The organism is Ensifer canadensis, assembly GCF_017488845.2.
Lineage (GTDB): Bacteria > Pseudomonadota > Alphaproteobacteria > Rhizobiales > Rhizobiaceae > Ensifer > Ensifer canadensis.
Genome location: NZ_CP083374.1, coordinates 434,669 through 451,415 on the forward strand (window position 1 = coordinate 434,669; position 16,747 = coordinate 451,415).

Sequence of the window (16,747 nt, forward strand, 5' to 3'; positions counted from 1 at the left end):
CGCCGTCGTCAGGCGGCCAGCACCAGCAGGTCGCGATCCGAAACGCTGACCTCGACTGGCGCGCCGATCGCCGGCGGCGGCCTGTCGGGCTGGTTGAACGTATCGAGCGAGAGGAGCTGGCCGGCAACCGCGACGCGGACGCGGATCACCGAACCGAGGAAATGCACCTCGGCGATATGGCCGGAGAGAACGACATTGCCGTCCTCCTTGCGCCCCAACGCCACCGTTTCCGGCCTGAGCGCCAGGCTGATGCGGTCGCCGGAACGCCCCGCCAGCGTCCGGTTCAGCGCCACCGGCACGTCGCCCAGCCGGATCCGGCCGGCAGCGGCGTCCGTGAGCTCGGCGTCGATGAGGTTCAGCGTGCCGACGAACTCGGCTACGAAGCGCGTTGTCGGCCGGTTGTAGATCTCGAACGGGGTTCCGACCTGGTCGGCCACGCCCTGATGCATGACCACGACGCGATCCGACATGGAGAGCGCCTCTTCCTGGTCGTGCGTGACGAAGATGGTGGTGATGCCGAGGTCGCGCTGGATGCGGCGGATCTCTTCGCGCAAGCTGACGCGGATTTTCGCGTCGAGCGCCGAGAGCGGCTCGTCGAGAAGCAACACCTGCGGGCGCACGGCAAGCGCGCGGCCCAGCGCCACGCGCTGCTGCTGGCCGCCGGACAGCTGGAAGGGATAGCGGCCGCCCAGCTGCGGCAGGCCAATCAGCTCAAGCATCTCGGCGACCCGGGTGCGGATCGCGGCCTTGCCCTCGCCCGCCACCTTGAGGCCGAAGCCGATATTGTCGGCCACCGTCAGGTTGGGGAACAACGCGTAGGCCTGGAACACCATGCCGATGTTGCGCCGGTTGGCGGCAATGCGCGTCACGTCCCGCCCGTCGATGCGGATCGAACCGGAAGTCGGCGTTTCGAACCCCCCCACCATGCGCAGCACCGTGGTCTTGCCGCAGCCGGAAGGACCGAGGAAGGAGACGAACTCGCCTTTTTCGATGCCAAGATTGAAATCCTTGACGACGCGCGCCGCGCCGAAGGATTTTTCCAGATGATGAATGTCGAGAAAGGCCATGGTCAGCGCCTCGCGGTGGAGAATTTGGAAAAGCGGGTGAAAAGCTGCATCAATCCCATGCAGGCCCAGGTGATGGCGAAGGCGACCACGGCGAGTGCCGAGGGCTCGTATGCCCGGTTGCCGCCCATCCAGACCATGTAGGGACCGAAGGAATTGACGTTGAGGAGTGCTGCGAAGACGTATTCGCCGATGACGATGGCGAAGGTCAGGAACGCCCCCGACATGACCGAGACGAAGACGTTCGGCAGGATGACGGCAGCGAGGATGCGCGCCCAGCCTGCCCCGAGGCTTTGCGCCGCCTCGGTGAGGCTCGCGATGTCGATGGTGCGAAGACCGGTGTCCACCGAGCGGTACATATAGGGCAGCGACAGCGTCGCGTAGCCGAACAGCAGCAGGATGTTCGTGCCCCACCAGCTTCCGGTCAGCGGCAGGATCGAGGAGGTGTTGTAGATGCGGATATAGCCGAAGACGATGACGATCGGCGGAATGACCAGCGGCAGCAGCGTGATGAATTCCACGACCGGGCGCAGGCCCGGTAGGCGCAGCCTGACGAAATAGGCCGTCGGCACGACGATCAGGATGCCGAGCACGATGGTCAGGAGCGCCAGTACGACCGAATAGCCGAAGGTCTGCTGGAACTGCGGATCGGCCAGCACGACACGGTAGGCCTCGAAACTGTATTCGCCGCGCGTCATGCGCATCGAGAAATCGAACATGCCGAGCAGCGGCAGCAGGAAATAGAGCCCGCCGAGAGCAACGGCGAGCCAGGACCAGAGGCGTTTTCCCGTCATTTTACCCACCGTTCGGCGCGCATGCGCAGGAGGATGTAGATGCCGTTGGCGATGCCGGTCAAAACGATCATGGCAAAGGCGATGGCATAACCGAGGTGCGGATCGTTGAGCACGTCGCCGCGGATCTGAGCGAAGAGCACGATGGGCGCGATGGAGAGCGACGAGCCGGTGAGCGCGATGGCGGTTGCAACGGCGCCGAAGGCATTGGCGAAGAGCAGGGCCAGCGTGCCGAGCAGCGACGGCCAGAGCACCGGCAGCGCCACCAGGCGCCAATACTGGAAGCCGCTCGCTCCGAGGCTTTCGGCCGCCTCGCGCCATTCGCGCCGCAACCCGTCCAGCGCCGGCGTGATGATCAGCACCATCAGCGGGATCTGGAAATAGAGATAAGTGAGTGCCAGGCCGAGGAACGAGACGATGTTGAAGCCGGAGCCGTAGAGGTTGATGCCGAACCAGTTGCGCAGCAGCATCGTCACGAAACCGAGGCGACCGAGTGTGGCGATGAAGGCAAAGGCGAGCGGCACGCCGGCGAAATTCGAGGCGACGCCGGAAAAGGTGAGTATCCCGTTGCGCAGTGGGCGCGGCAGGTCGCCGAGCGAGATGGCGGCGGCTATGAGGAAACCGATCACGCAGCCGAGCACCGCCGTCAGCAGGCTGAGTTCGATGGAGATCCAGAAGGCTCCCCGGATCGACGGCGAGAAGAGCTTGCCGATGTTTTCCAGCGTTGCCTGCCCGTCCGTGTTGCGGAACGCGCCGACGACGATGTTGAACGTCGGCAGGATCAGGAAAAGCAGAGCGAAGATGAAGAAGGGGGCAACCCCGAACCAATTGCGAACCTGCCGCGGCCTGAGGGCGGCCGGCAGGGATGCGGCGCTTGTCGTCATCGGATTTTTCCCTGAGGGTGGAGCCTCTGTAGCAAACGCGAACCCTATTTCACGTTGGCGCCGACGACCTTGTCCCAGCCTTCGACGATGGCGGTCTTGTTGGCGGAGAGCTCCTCGACGCTCGGGAAGATGGCCTTCTCATAGGCTTCCGCCGGCGGCAGCTTGTCCAGAAGCGCCTGGGGGAACTTGCCGGCCTTCAGCATGGCGTTGAAGCGCGCCGGGTGGCAGTAGCCCTTCAGCCAGCCGATCTGGCCCTCGTCGGAATAGAGATACTCCATCCAGAGCTTGGCGGCGTTGGGGTGCGGCGCATAGGCCGAGATCGCCTGCACATAGACACCGGCCACCACGCCGCTTGCCGGAACGACCACATCCATTGGCGGGTTGCCCTTCAGGCCGTCGCGCCAGGCGAGCAGGTTGTAGTCCCAGGCCGCGACGATCGGGGTCTGGCCTTGCGCGATGGTGCCGGCCTTTCCGAGTACCGGCACGAAGTTGCCAGCCTTGTTCAGCTCCGCGAAGAGTTCCAGCCCCTTGGCGCCGGAATCGGCACCGGGCTTGGCACCGCGCGAAACGCCCGCCGACATCAGCGCGAGGATCGCCTGCGCCGAGGAGCGCGGATCGCCCGTCAGCGCCACGGCGCCGGAGTATTCGGACTTGGCGAGATCCGACCAGTCGGCCGGCGCAGTTGCAAGCAGGTCCTTGTTCACGCCGAAGGCCATGACGCCGTAGTAGTCGCCGTACCAATAGCCCTTTTCGTCCTTGATGTTGGCCGGGATCTCGTCCCAGGTCGCCACCATGTAGGGCTGAAGCAGGCCCTCTGCAGCGGCGGCCGGCGCGAAGGCGAGGCCGAGGTCGACGACATCGGGCGCCTGCGAACCGGTATTGCCCTTGTTGGCCCGGATCGCTTCCAACTCATCGGCTGTGCCGGCGTCGGGGTTCAGCTCGTTGACGGTGATGCCCGGATACTTGGCTTTGAAGCCGGTAATGACTTCGCCGTAATTGCACCAGTCATGTGGCAGCGCGATCACCGTCAGCATGCCTTCCTTGGTGGCGGCATCCACGAGGTCCTGCGGGGCTTCCGCACGGGCAAGCCCCGGTAGCGCGACCGCAAGGGCAAGCGTGGAGACGAACGCGCGGCTCGCGGCGCGGGATACGTAGCGTTTCATGGAGTCCTCCTGTTGACCGTCTGTGACGGTTCGTGGGCGATGGCTGCGTGCTGTCATTGCATCCGGTCGTCGGCGTCGCCGCCCGTCCGGTTCCCCTTGCACCTGTCTGCGTCCTCGGGAGCTGCATCGGTGCGTTTTTATGTAAGGGCAGGATGTAACAATTGGACAACAATCAAACGTCCATTATGGTGCATTTGACTGTACCAATTTTCGGAGGCACGCCTTGGCCAAACAGTTCGAAGGCCCGATCCTGCCCTTCCTTCGCCTCGACGCTGCAAGCGCCCTGCCGAAATTCCGCCAGGTGCAGGACCAATTGCGCATGGCGATCCTGCGCGGGCACCTGCGCGCGGGGACGCGCCTGCCGGCAAGCCGCATCCTTGCCGAGGAACTGGACCTGTCGCGCCAGACCCTGGTGCGCGTGCTGGAGAACCTGAGGGCGGAGGGATATCTGGAAGCGCGGCAGGGCGCCGGCACCTTCGTCTCGGCGGCCCTGCCGCGCCAACTGACGAAACCGCGCCTCACACCTGTCCGTGGCGACGCATCGGATATCGCAGCGCCCCGGCTGTCGCGGATCGGCGAACTGTCGCGCGAGGTGTCGGCCGAAATCGGCCAGATGGAGCATAAGCCCTTCCTGCCCAACCAACCGGCGCTCGACCGCTTTCCCTTCGCCGTTTGGCGCAAGTGCTGGAATGCGGTAACGCGCAGCGGCAAGGCGGTGGCCATGGGCTATGGCGATATCGCCGGCGAGCTGGTGCTGCGCCAGAGGATCGCCGAATATCTGGCGCTTCACCGGCGCGACCCTTGCGATCCGGAACAGATCGTCATCACCCCTGGCGGGCATGCCGCCTTCACGCTCGCTGCGCTCGCGCTGGCCGATCCCGGCGACGGCATCTGGTTCGAGGATCCCGGCCCGGTGACGACCAGCAACCTGTTTCGAACGCTCGGGCTGCGCCTCTGCCCTGCCGATGTCGACGCCGACGGCATGGACATCGCGGGCGCCATGGCGCGCCATCCCGACGCGCGTCTCGCCTTCGTCATGCCGTCGCGTCACCACCCGCTCGGGGTGACGCTGTCGCTGCCGCGCCGGCTCACGCTCCTGGAATGGGCACGAACGAACGACACCTGGATCATCGAGGACGATTATGACAGCGAATTCCGCTACGACGGCGCACCGCTGCCCTCCATGCGGTCCATCGACAGCCATGACCGGGTCATCTATGCGGGCAGTTTCAGCAAGGCGCTCTATCCCGGCATTCGCGTCGGGTATCTCGTGCTGCCGCCGCAGCTCGTCGGCTCCTTCCGCAGCCTTTCGGGACTGATCCACCGCAGCGTCCCGGTGGAAACCCAGCTCGCCCTTGCCGAATTCATCGGCGGCGGCCACTTTGCCAGCCACCTGCGCCGCATGCGCGGCCTCTATGCGGAGCGCCGCGCGGTGTTCGTGGAGGCCGGACGGGCGACGCTCGCCGGCCTCGCGCGCATCGACTGCTCCGACAGCGGGCTCAACGCGCTTGCCTGGCTGGAGGATGGCCGGAACGACCGGGCCGTGCACGCCGCCGTCCGCGATGCCGGGCTGCAATGTTACCCACTGTCCGACTATACGATCGCAACACCCCGGCCGGGCGCCCTCATCCTCGGCTATGCGGGCGTTCCGACAGACCGCATGAAGCCTCACCTTCTTCGCCTCGCCGAGGCGATCGCCCGCACATGACGGCGCAACGGGCGACCAAGCGGCTCAGGAACGCCTCGATGGCGATAGCCCAATCCTGCGGCTCCGCTGGGTCATCGCAATCCCGCCGGGCAATGACATAGCCTATGCCGCGCAACATCTCCGCCCCCGATCTCAGTGCCGGACGGCGCGCACGGGCGTACCGCTGCGCTGGGTCACCCCGACGCCGGGCGCAATACCCACGTCCGCATTGGAGGCGGCGAGCATCGGCTTGCCGCGCACGATGTCGGAGGCGCGCTCGGCCAGCATGATCGTCGGCGCGTTGAGATTGGCGTTCGGCTCCGTGGGGAAGACGGAACTGTCAATGACCCGCAGTCCCGCGATGCCGCGCACCTTCAGGTCGCTGTCGACCACCGCCATGGCATCCTCGCCCATGCGGCAGGAGCCGCAGGGGTGATAGGTGCTTTCCATCGTCTCGCGCACCCAGGCGTCGATCTCGTCATTGCTGCGCACATTGGTGCCGGGAGCGATCTCCTCGCCACGGAAGCGGTCGAAGGCCGGCTGGGCGATGATTTCGCGCGTCAGTCGCAGGCAGCGGCGGAAGCCTTCGCGGTCCTCCTCGCGGTCGAGATAATTGAAGAGGATGTCCGGCTGCTCGTGCGCCTCCGGCGAACGCAGACGGACATGGCCCCGGCTCTTCGGCTTGTTCGGCCCGGTGAGCACCATGAAGCCGTGGCCCTCGAGCGGCTTCTTGCCGTCGTAGCGCATGGCGGCGGGCAGGAAATGAAACTGGATGTCCGGCCATTCGAGCGCGACATCGGAACGGATGAAACCGCCGCTCTCGAAATGGTTGGAGACTGAAAGTCCCTTCTTGAACAGCAGCCATTCCGCACCGATCAGGGCACGGCTGAGAAGGCCCATCTTGCCGTTGAGCGTGATCGGCTCCTTGCAGGCATATTGGATATAGACCTCGGAATGGTCCTGCAGGTTTTCGCCGACGCCCGGCAGATCGTGCAGCACCGCGACACCCGCCTTTCGCAGCACCGCCGCCGGCCCGATGCCAGAGCGTTGCAGCAGGTGCGGAGAGCCGATCGGACCGGAGGAGATCAGCACCTCGCGGCTGGCCTTCGCCACGACGCGCGTGCCGCCAAACTCATATTCGACACCGACGGCGCGTTTCCCCTCAAGGATCACGCGACGCGTCATGGCGTGGGTTATGACCGTGAGGTTCGGCCGGCTCATCGCCGGCTTCAGATAGGCGTTGGCTGTCGACCAGCGCACGCCGTCCTTCACCGTCATGTGCATCGGCCCGAAGCCTTCCTGCATATGGCCGTTCGGGTCGTCGGTGGCGATGTAGCCGGCCTCGCGGCCGGCATCGACGAAGGCGCGGTAGAGCGGGTTCTGCATGCGGTTGCCGGCGTTGGTGGCGAGCGGACCGGAAGCGCCGCGATAGGCGTCGCCCCCGTCCTGCCAGCTTTCGGCACGCTGGAAATAGGGCAGGCAATTGGCATAGCGCCAGCCGCGCGCGCCGCGCTCCTCCCACTCGTCGAAGTCGCGGGCGTGACCGCGCATGTAAACGAGCCCGTTGATCGAGGACGAACCGCCGATGACTTTCCCGCGCGGGCAGTGTACCCGGCGACCGTCGAGGCCGGGTTCCGGCAGGGTCATGTATTTCCAGTTGTACTTCGTGCCATTCATCGGGATGGAGAGCGCCGTCGGCATCTGGATGAAGATCGACTTGTCGCTGCCGCCGTATTCCAGCACGAGGACCTTCGTGGCCGGGTCTTCCGAGAGCCGGTTGGCGAGCACGCAGCCAGCCGAACCGGCACCGATGATGATGTAGTCGTATGTGTCGGTCATGACGGTTTTCCCAAGGTTACGGATACTGGCCCCAGCCGCGCCCGCGGGCGAAGAGCCGGGTCAGGACGTAGTGGACCGCACCTGCAGCGACACAGGCGGGTATGGAGGCGGTCAGGTACTTGAAGGCCGGCAGGCTCGCGAGCGTCTGCGGATTGAAGATGACGACGTAGACGATGCAGCCGACGGCAAGGGCGAGGAGCCCAATGGGATTGAAGCCGGCCCAGAAGCGGTAGGGACCGTTTTGCTGGGGGCCATGCAGGCTGCGCATGTCGAGCTTCTGGCCGCGCAGGAAGAAGTAATCGACGATGCCGATGCCGGCGAGCGCAGAGTTGAGCGCCGAGGTCCAGACGAGGAAAATGAAGAAGCCGTCGTACATCTGCGGATAGAACACCACCAGGCCGAGCGGGATGAGGCAGAACAGGAAGAGGACGGTGCCCCAGGGAATGCGGCGCACTGACGCCGTGCCGACCTGGCGCAGCCCGACGATGGAGGTGTAGAGGATGTTCGCCATCGAGGTCATGTTGGCGAAGGCGACGAAGAGCAGGGCAATGATGCCGATGACCGGGCCGGCGATCTTGGTCATCCAGATCGTCGGATCGCTTTCGCCGAGTGAGACGGCCGCAAGCAGACCGACGATTTCGCCAAGGGCAGCCGCCCCGAAGATGCCGAGGATGTTCGGCCAGAAGGCGGTGCGTTCGTTCTTGGTGAGGCGCGCCAGGTTGCCGATATAGGGCCACCAGGAGAAGCCGGCGGCCAGATTGACCTCCACCGCGACGATGAAGTTCAGCGTGTTGTCCTCGAAGGGCGGATCGAGCGCCGGCAGCGCCAGAAGCTCGCTGAAAGACCGCTGACTGAGGATGAGGTAGAGCATCACGCCCATCAGGATCACCAGGGCCGGTGACACGACCATGTTGAAGAACTTGATCGAGGTTGGGCCCTTGGCGACGATGAACCAGGTGACGAGGATGGCGCCGATCGCGGCAATGACCATCTTGACGCCAGTCGGGTTGGCCGCCTCACCGGCGCTGAGGGCCATCAGGCCGTCGATCGAGCGGCCGAACATCATGGCGAGCACCGCCAGCCAGCCCATGGTGAGCAGCACCACGGCCAGAACGTAGACAACACGGCTACCGTTGTAGCCGAACTGGCTGCGCAGCGCGATGAACTGTTCGACACCGTAGCGCCCGGACATGCAGGTGGTAGCGAGCGACGTCAGCACCACGCCAACGATGTTGCCGATGACGATCGCGGCGATACCTTCCTTCGGCCCGACGAACAGGCCAATCGCGCCGCCAATGAGGAAGGCCCAAGTGGCGATGGCAAGCGCCGAATTGGCATAGGTGAATTCCCAGAAGCCCCAGAGCCTTTCGGAGGGCAGGAGCGGCGCATCACCGCGCTCGGCAGCGGCGCTGTGGCGGGCGGCGTCCTCGCGTTCGATTTCTGCGGCCGAGAGACCGCCACGGGCGACATGATCGGTCATCTCAGGCCCCCCCAGATCCAGAAGGCGGCGACGAGCACGACCGTCAACACGGTCATGCCGGTATAGTCGAGCACAGTCATCGTGCCCTCGAAGCGGTGCCCCGCCTCGATATCCTCATAGATGCGGGCGCGGCGCGCCAGCTCGTTTTGCCAGGCGGTATCGTTGTCTTCCATTGTCGTTCCCCTTGTCGCGTCGCGCCTTCTGGCGTCTTTCCGCGAGAAATGCGGCTCCATCAGCCGCCGATCCTTGGAACCGGCCGCCCATGGGCGACGGCCGGGCGATGGGTCAGGGCCTCATGGCAGCGTGATCCAGACAGCCTTCGTTTCCATCAGGTAATCCAGCTGCTCCGGCCCCAGATCCTTGCCGAAGCCCGATGCCTTGAAGCCGCCGAACGGCATGGAGGGATCGATGGTGCTGTGGGCGTTGACGTAGATCGAGCCGGCGTTAAGGCGCGGAATAAGCCCATGCACACGGGACAAGTCGTTCGAGTAGATGGCGGCGGCGAGGCCGAAAGCGGAGTCGTTCGCCAGCGCGACCGCGTCGTCCAGTTCGTCGAAGGCATCGGTTACAAGCACCGGGCCAAAAATCTCCTCCCGCACGATGCTCATCTCGGGTTTGCAGCGGGCGAAGATGGCGGGCTCGATGAAATGGCCCGGCCGATCGGGGCTGCCGCCCCCATGGATCAGTTCGGCGCCTTCGCGGCGGCCGGCCTCGATATACGCAGAAACGACCTTCTTCTGCTGCGCCGACACCAGGGGGCCGATATAGCAGTCGCGGTCCAGTCCGGGCGCGACCTTCAGCGTGCGGGTGACGGCGACCAATTCGTCGAGGAAGGCGTCATGGACCGAGCGCTGGACATAGACGCGCGTGCCGGCGTCGCAGACCTGTCCGGAGTTGAAGAATACGCCGTTGACCACCGCGCGGGCCGCACTTGCCAGATCCGCATCGTCGAGCACCAGGACGGGGGATTTGCCGCCCAGTTCCAGCGTCACATGCTTGAGATGCCCGACGGCCGTGCGCCCGACCTCCTGGCCGACCGGCGTCGAGCCGGTGAACGTGACCTTGTCGATGCCGGGGTGGGCCGACATGGCCGCGCCGATCACGCTGCCCCGGCCCGTTACAATGTTGACCACACCGTCCGGAATGCCGGCTTCCTGCACCAGTTCGCCGAAGCGCAGGGTCGCAAGCGAGGTCAGCTCGGCCGGCTTGACGATAGTGGTGCAGCCGACTGCAAGGGCAGCTGCAAGCTTCCAGGCCATGGTCTGGAGCGGGAAATTCCACGGCACGATGGCCGCGACGACGCCCAGGGGCTCCTTGCGGGTATAGGCCAGGTAATTGCCCGGCAGGGACGGCTCGACCGTGCGCCCATGCAACTTGGAGGCCCAGCCGGCGAAATATCGGAAGGTATCGATCGTGCCCTGAACGTCGACCTCTCTGGCGAATGTCACCGACTTGCCCATGTCGATGGCTTCGATCTCCGCCAGTTCGTCGGCGTGCGCTTCGATCAGGTCTGCGAGGCGGTGGATCAGGCGCTCGCGTTCGAGCGGCTTGAGGCGGCGCCAGGCGCCCCCATCGAACTGGCGGCGCGCGGCCTTGACGGCGCGGTCGAGATCCTCGGTCGTGCCTGACGGCACCCGGGTTACCAGGCCGCTCGTGGAAGGTTCGAAAACGTCGAAGGTTGCACCGTTGCCGCTGTCGACCCAGGCTCCGTCGATGAACATCTTCTGGGGCTTCGCCAGAAACCGCCGGGTCGCGTCGCTGACGCCGTATTGATCCAGATAATTGCGGACGTTTTCGTCCATGTCGTGTCCTCCTCGTGGGCCTGGGCCTCACGTTCCCCTTGCATGCATGACGCGACCGATGAGGTTCATGAGCACCTGTGCGGCCAAAGTGGATGTTGAACCGGAATGATCGTAGTCCGGTGCAACCTCTACGAGATCGATGCCGACGACCGTGCCGCGCTTGACAAGCGCGGCGAGAATTTCCAGCACTTCGTAGTAGATGAATCCGCCATGCGACGGCGTGCCGGTGCCCGGCGCGATCGACGGATCGAAGCCGTCGATGTCGATGGTGACGTAGTAGCGTGCGCCGGGCGGCACCCGTTCGGCCACCGCATCCGTGCCGAGCGCGCGGATCTGGCGCACCGAGAGGATGTCGGAGCCCATCTTGCGGGCATCCTCGTAGCCTTCCCTGGCGGTGGAGGAGACATTGCGGATGCCGAACTGCGACAGACCGCTGACATAGGGCTTTTCGGCGGCGCGGCGCATCGGGTTGCCGTGGCCGTAGCGCACGCCATGGCGCTCGTCGACGAAATCGAGATGGGCGTCGATCTGGACGATGTGGATCGGGCCGTTCTTTTCGCAGTCCTCGGCAAAGGCATTGATACAGGGGATGTTGACGGAATGGTCGCCGCCCAGCACCACCGGCAGCGCGCCGGCAGCCAGGATCTTGCGCACGCCGAATTCGATATTGGCGTGGCTCTTCATCGTGTCGGTGTGGACGATGTCAGCATCGCCGATATCGACGATCGAGACCTCACCGCTCGGCAGATAGGTGACGTCGTCCTCGTGATCGTAGGCGCCGCCGTGGCCGAAGGAAAACAGCGTCGAAGCTTCGCGGATCGAGCGTGGACCGAAGCGGGTGCCCGCCCGCCACTGCGTGCCGCAGTCGAACGGCGCGCCGAGGATCGCCACATCGGCGTCGATGGCGTCCCAGTCCGGCTGATAGGGATATTTGCCGAACGTGCAGATGCCGACGAACGGCAGGTTCAAACGTCCGGTTTCGTAGGAATTGCTGGCCATGTCACCCCTCCATAGGTGGAAGGAGTGTGCCGGAGGGAGATACATTTAAAAGCATCTATGATTGCATGTTCACTTGTGCATTAATCAATGAATGATCAACAAGGTCCGCCACCGCGTCCTCCATCTCTCGCTCGGCGATGCCGAGCTTCGGCTCCTGCGGGTCTTCGCTTCGGTCGTGCAGCACGGCGGTTTTTCCGCCGCGCAATCAGCGCTGGGCATGACGCAGGCGACGATCTCCACCCATATGCGCCATCTGGAAGAACGTCTCGGCCTGCGCCTGTGCAGCCGTGGACGCGGCGGCTTCCTGCTCACCGACGAGGGGCGGCTCGTCTACGAAGCGGCCCTCGAACTCTTCGGCTCGCTGGAAAAATTCCAGGGCCGTATCGGCGAGGCGCAGGGAGAGCTTACCGGCAGCCTCAGCTTCGGCACCGTGGACGCCATGATCACCAACCGCAACCTCGACCTCCAGGGCGCGCTCGCCGCCTTTCATGCCAAGGCGCCGCGGGTGCACCTGGAAATCGACGTCGCCGCGCCGCAGGTACTGCATCAGGGCCTGCTGAACGGCACCTACCAGATCGTGCTCATGCCGTCCGTCGGCCGCGTCACGCCGCATTTCCGCAGCCAGCCGGCGTTTTCCGAGATGCAGAAGCTCTACTGCGCCGAGGGGCATCCGCTCTTCGCGACACCCGATGGCGACCTAACCGACGCCGTTCTGGAGACACAATCCTTCGCCGGGCGCACCTACATGCTGAACGAGACGATCTGCGGCGTGAACTTCACCTGGGCGGCCGCGACCCCGCATATGGAAGGGACCCTGCTGCTGCTCCTATCCGGCGCCTATATCGGCTTCCTGCCCGACCACTACGCAGACGAATGGGTGCGCGATGGCCGCCTGCGGCTGCTCGCCCCCGAGCGCATGAGCTTCGAAGACCTCTTCCACATCGCCTACCCGCGCAACAAACCCTCCCGGGCAGCCGAGACCATGGCGCAGGCGATTACCGAAAGCGTGCGTAAGCCGAGCTGACACCGATGACGTTCTGGGAAATGGCGGATCTGGATTGAGCGATTGTCGGACAAAAAAAAGCCCCGCCTGATGGCGGGGCAGGCGCGCGTCCTGATCAGGGGGACGCGAGGGAATGGCAACTTCTAAAGTCGCAGAAAGAGCCGCCGACCACGCTTCGTCGGCGAGCAGCCCTCGCGCTTCACGCGACCGATGCCTCGGGCTGAAGGAGCGCCGATCGCTTGCCTCGATGAAGATCCCGCGCAAAAATGCAGGCGGCGCTGTGGCCCGGCGAAAGGCCATGGGACGGCGGTATAGCCTTGGCACAGTCGTCCACCGCCAGGGGGCAGCGCGTTCGGAACCGGCAGCCGGACGGTGGGTTTGTCGGACTGGGGACTTCGCCAATCATCAACGGCCCCTTGCGGAGCTTCTCGACACGCGGATCCACCTCCGGTGCTGACGCCAGCAGCATCTGCGAATAGGGGTGGCCCGGATGGTCGTAAAGTTCCTGGGACGGACCATGCTCGACGATCTTGCCGAGATACATCACATAGACCCGCGAAGCCGCCTGCCGCACCAATGCAAGATCATGGGCGATGAACAGGCATGCCACGCCCAGATCCTTCTGCAGGCGCAGGAACAGGTTCATCACCTGCGCACGAATGGAAAGATCAAGTGCGCTCACCGGCTCGTCGCAGATCAGCACTCGCGGGTTGACGGCGAGCGATCTGGCGATTGCCACGCGCTGGCGCTGACCACCCGAGAGCTCGCGCGTGTGACGGTCCCTGACCGCGGACGCCAGACCGACCTGATCCAGAAGCTCCTTCGTGCGACGATCCCGCTCCTCGGGCGATCTGGTGCCGGCGATGACAAGCGCTTCATCGATGGCCTCCCCCACCGTCTGGCGATCGTTCAAGGACGAATAGGGATCCTGGAAGACGTATTGCAGTGCCCTACGGCTATCGCGCAGGGCCGCGCCTGAAAGGCCGCTGAGGTCGACGCCGTCGAGCAACACCCGTCCGCTGCTCGCCTTCTCGAGCCCGACAATGGTGCGCCCGAGCGTCGACTTGCCACAGCCGGATTCACCGACCAGCCCGACGATCTCACCGGGATAGAGTTCGATCGAGACATCGTCGACGGCATGGACAAATTTGCCCCGCTGAACGCTCTTGAAGCGCGTCTGGAGATTTTCGACTTTAAGAACCGGTGCGTGTGTCATGCGGCAGCCTTTCCTTGATTGACGACGGGGCAAGCCACGAGAACCGCACCGTCGTCCGACCGGACCAAAGGGCGGCGGCTATTGCTGCAGGCGGGGACGGCAAGCTCGCAACGCGGCGCAAGGGCGCAGCCCTTGATCGGCGCGCCGAGCGTCGGCGGAATGCCGGGGAGCCCTCGAAACTCCGACCCAATTGGATCCTCCCGCCTCGGTATCGCGTTGATCAGCCCCCTGGTGTAGGGGTGACGCGGGCTGACGAGGACCTTGTCCACCGGACCGCATTCGGCGGCACGCGCCGCGTACATGACGACGATGTTGTCGGCGGCACCCGCGACCACCCCCATGTCGTGCGTGATCAGCACCATCGCCATGTTGAGACGACGCTGCACGTCCTTCAGCAGCCGCAAGATTTGCGCCTGAACCGTCACGTCGAGAGCTGTCGTCGGCTCGTCGGCGATCAGCAGCTTCGGCTCGCCCGCAAGGGCAATGGCGATGACGATGCGTTGCCTCAACCCGCCCGAAAGCTCGTGCGGGTATTGCCGGAGCCGGGCCACGGGATCGGAGATCCCGACAAGCTTCACGAGCTCGAGGGCACGTGCCTCGGCTGCCCTCGGCGTCATGTCGAGATGCAATTCGGCCATCTCGGCAATCTGCCGCCCGATCCGGCGCACCGGGTTGAGAGCGCTCATCGGATCCTGGAAGATAAAGCCGACGGACTTGCCGCGAAGCTTCTGGATCTCGGGCTCGGGCAGGCCGATCAATTCGCGCCCCTCCAGCTTGACGGAGCCGGAGAGCATCGTCGACACGCCCGTCGGCATCAGGCCAAGCGGTGCGAAGTTCATCACCGTCTTGCCGCTGCCGCTTTCGCCGACGATGGCGAGACATTCACCCTGCCGGACCGAATAGCTGACACCGTCGACGGGGCGGACCGCCGATTTCGCGGTTAGGAGGTCGACCGTCAGATTGCTGACGTTCAGGAGCGGCTCGTCACGCATCGGAATTCTCCTTGCCCCAGCTTGCGACCTCAAGCCGACGCGCTGCGAGCATGCGCCGAGTGAGCGGTTTTGGAATGCGGTTGAGAGCGATGGACTCCCCGAGGGTGTTGAAGCCGATGACGGCGGCCGTGAGGGCAAGCCCCGGCAGCAGAACCTGACGCGGGTCGGATTCGAGATAGGGCAACGCGTCGACGAGCATCTGGCCCCATTCCGGCGTTGGCGGCTGAATGCCGAGGCCAAGGAAGCTCAGCGTCGCAACCGCCAGAGCGGCAGTGCCGGCGTCTGCCGTCGCATAGACCATCACCGAACCGATCGTACCGGGGAGGAGATGGCCGAAATAGATGCGCCAGGGACTGGCTCCCAGCACCCGCAGCGCCTCGATATGAGGCTTACTCATGATGCTGACTGCCACGGCGCGGCTGATACGCCCACTCATGGGCCACCAGGCAAGTGCCAGCGCCAGCACCATCGTCCAGTATCCGGGACCGACGATCCCGATCACGGCCAGCGAGATGATCAGGCTCGGTACGGACAGGCCCACATCAACGATGCGCATCAGGAGGTCGTCCACCCAGCCCCGGTGGTAACCAGCGATCGTTCCGAGCACGATACCGATGGTCATGGCGATACCGAGAACCGAGCCGACGCTCACCAGCGACGTGTTCGCAGCGATAATCAGACGGCTAAACGTATCACGACCGAGGTGATCGGTTCCGAGCCAGTGTGCGGCCGTTGGCCCGAGACCGGCCTCCAGCAGGTTTTGGGCGCTCGAGTCCTGGGGCGCCAGCCAGGGCGCGAAAGTACCCAGAGCAACGAATAGGCCGATGGTAATCAAGGTCGCCCGCGGCATCTTGTTCAATCGGGCCAGGATAGGATTGGGCATGTTCATGATCAGCTCCATTGGCGGCGAATGCGCGGATCGGTCAAAAGAACCGCTAGATCGACGATCAGATTCACCACGATAAAGAAGGTCAGGAAGATGAGCAGGCATGCCTGCACCACCATGAAGTCGCGAAAGCGGACGCCGGCGAGGAAGTAATCCCCAAGACCCTGCCAGGCGAAAAGCGGTTCGACGATGATCGCAGTGGCCGTCATCAGCCCGACCTGGGTGCCGAGGGCGTTGATGAAGAGGGGCGTGATGTTGGGCAACGCCTCACGGAGCAATATGGCCGTGCGACCAAGACCCTTGCTCTTGGCGGTCAGAACGAAGGGGCTCGTCATCGCTTCCTCCAGACCGACCCGCACGACGCGGCTGAGGACGGCGGCCGGCAGAACGGCGACGGTGAGCCATGGCAGGATCCAGCTTTTGGGGCCGTTGAAACCGAACGACGGTAGAAGCTGGAAGGTGACGGAAAAGCCATAGATCATCAGCGCCCCGACGAAGAACGTCGGCGTCGATGCGCCGAGGAGCGCCAGACCGCGCGATACGCGGTCCGGCAGTTTGTAGGGCCAGAAGGCCCCGAGGAAACCCAAAGCCAGGCTGATGAGGGCGGCGATCACAGCCGAGCCTGCAATCAGGAGCCCGGTCACGAGCATCCGGTTCGCCAGGTCTGCGCTGACGTCCTGTCCTGTTCTGTAGGAAATGCCGAAGTCGCCGCGAACAGCATCGCCAAGCCAATCCACGTAGCGCATCAGCAGTGGCTTGTGCAGTCCTATCTCTTCGGCGACCTGTTCGACATAGCCCGGTGTAGCGACCGCCCCGCGAAGCTCCGCGATCAGAACCGCAACATTGCCGGGTGCCGACACCACGAGTGTGAAGCAAACCAGGGACGCCATGAACAGAAGGACCAGGGAATGCTTCAGCCGCTTGCTGATGAAGTGGATCAA

General features: G+C 64.6%; 15 protein-coding genes. 2 read left to right on the forward strand and 13 right to left on the reverse strand.

From position 1 onward, the window contains the following. Positions 1-8 precede the first annotated feature (8 nt). From J3R84_RS35465 to J3R84_RS35480, 4 genes are read right to left on the reverse strand one after another with little or no spacing between them, the layout of a single operon-like run. The gene (locus tag J3R84_RS35465; RefSeq protein ID WP_203527521.1) at positions 9-1,067 is read right to left on the reverse strand and encodes an ABC transporter ATP-binding protein; all 1,059 of its coding nucleotides are present in this window, start codon (positions 1,065-1,067) and stop codon (positions 9-11) included. A 2-nt stretch (positions 1,068-1,069) separates the two neighbouring features. Next, positions 1,070-1,858 carry an ABC transporter permease gene (locus J3R84_RS35470; protein WP_057207136.1) on the reverse strand — a complete coding sequence of 263 codons (789 nt, stop codon included), beginning with the start codon at positions 1,856-1,858 and terminating at the stop codon, positions 1,070-1,072. Continuing rightward, a complete protein-coding gene (locus J3R84_RS35475; protein WP_025430329.1) occupies positions 1,855-2,739 on the reverse strand; it encodes an ABC transporter permease in 885 nt (294 codons plus the stop codon). The genes J3R84_RS35470 and J3R84_RS35475 overlap by 4 nt, the downstream gene beginning before the upstream one ends. Before the next feature lie 44 nt (positions 2,740-2,783). Further along, the gene (locus J3R84_RS35480; RefSeq protein ID WP_057216896.1) at positions 2,784-3,902 is read right to left on the reverse strand and encodes an ABC transporter substrate-binding protein; all 1,119 of its coding nucleotides are present in this window, start codon (positions 3,900-3,902) and stop codon (positions 2,784-2,786) included. A gap of 223 nt (positions 3,903-4,125) precedes the next feature. Between J3R84_RS35480 and pdxR the strand changes: the two genes are divergently transcribed. Further along, entirely contained in the window at positions 4,126-5,610 is a 1,485-nt protein-coding gene (gene pdxR / locus J3R84_RS35485; protein ID WP_203527519.1) for a MocR-like pyridoxine biosynthesis transcription factor PdxR, read from the forward strand. 132 nt (positions 5,611-5,742) lie between these two features. On the opposite strand, the gene betA is transcribed toward pdxR, so the two are convergent. The 5 genes from betA to speB form a co-directional block, all read right to left on the reverse strand. Continuing rightward, entirely contained in the window at positions 5,743-7,428 is a 1,686-nt protein-coding gene (gene betA, locus J3R84_RS35490; protein ID WP_057207133.1) for a choline dehydrogenase, read from the reverse strand. A gap of 16 nt (positions 7,429-7,444) precedes the next feature. After that, complete coding sequence (locus J3R84_RS35495) at positions 7,445-8,908, reverse strand: purine-cytosine permease family protein (RefSeq protein WP_082523542.1); 1,464 nt, start codon at positions 8,906-8,908, stop codon at positions 7,445-7,447. Further along, positions 8,905-9,081, reverse strand: a complete 177-nt coding sequence (locus J3R84_RS35500) for a hypothetical protein (protein ID WP_203527517.1) — start codon at positions 9,079-9,081, stop codon at positions 8,905-8,907. The genes J3R84_RS35495 and J3R84_RS35500 overlap by 4 nt, the downstream gene beginning before the upstream one ends. A gap of 120 nt (positions 9,082-9,201) precedes the next feature. Next, on the reverse strand, positions 9,202-10,710 hold the full coding sequence (locus J3R84_RS35505; protein WP_057207132.1) for an aldehyde dehydrogenase family protein: 1,509 nt from the start codon (positions 10,708-10,710) through the stop codon (positions 9,202-9,204). A gap of 27 nt (positions 10,711-10,737) precedes the next feature. Then, positions 10,738-11,709, reverse strand: coding sequence for an agmatinase (gene speB, locus J3R84_RS35510; protein ID WP_025430335.1), 972 nt, complete (start codon positions 11,707-11,709; stop codon positions 10,738-10,740). A gap of 91 nt (positions 11,710-11,800) precedes the next feature. Between speB and J3R84_RS35515 the strand changes: the two genes are divergently transcribed. Continuing rightward, positions 11,801-12,733: a LysR family transcriptional regulator gene (locus J3R84_RS35515; RefSeq protein WP_203527515.1), complete on the forward strand. Its 933-nt coding sequence runs from the start codon at positions 11,801-11,803 to the stop codon at positions 12,731-12,733. A gap of 178 nt (positions 12,734-12,911) precedes the next feature. Here the strand turns inward: J3R84_RS35515 and J3R84_RS35520 are convergent, their stop codons facing one another. Genes J3R84_RS35520 through J3R84_RS35535 form a run of 4 tightly spaced genes read right to left on the reverse strand, consistent with a single transcriptional unit; the run spans position 12,912 to position 16,747 of the window. Continuing rightward, positions 12,912-13,928 carry an ABC transporter ATP-binding protein gene (locus tag J3R84_RS35520; protein WP_025430337.1) on the reverse strand — a complete coding sequence of 339 codons (1,017 nt, stop codon included), beginning with the start codon at positions 13,926-13,928 and terminating at the stop codon, positions 12,912-12,914. Continuing rightward, entirely contained in the window at positions 13,925-14,920 is a 996-nt protein-coding gene (locus J3R84_RS35525) for an ABC transporter ATP-binding protein (protein WP_203527513.1), read from the reverse strand. The genes J3R84_RS35520 and J3R84_RS35525 overlap by 4 nt, the downstream gene beginning before the upstream one ends. Further along, positions 14,913-15,821 (reverse strand): ABC transporter permease, encoded by a 909-nt coding sequence (locus tag J3R84_RS35530; protein ID WP_203527511.1) that lies wholly within the window; start codon positions 15,819-15,821, stop codon positions 14,913-14,915. The genes J3R84_RS35525 and J3R84_RS35530 overlap by 8 nt, the downstream gene beginning before the upstream one ends. Continuing rightward, on the reverse strand, positions 15,812-16,747 hold the full coding sequence (locus J3R84_RS35535; RefSeq protein ID WP_025430340.1) for an ABC transporter permease: 936 nt from the start codon (positions 16,745-16,747) through the stop codon (positions 15,812-15,814). The genes J3R84_RS35530 and J3R84_RS35535 overlap by 10 nt, the downstream gene beginning before the upstream one ends.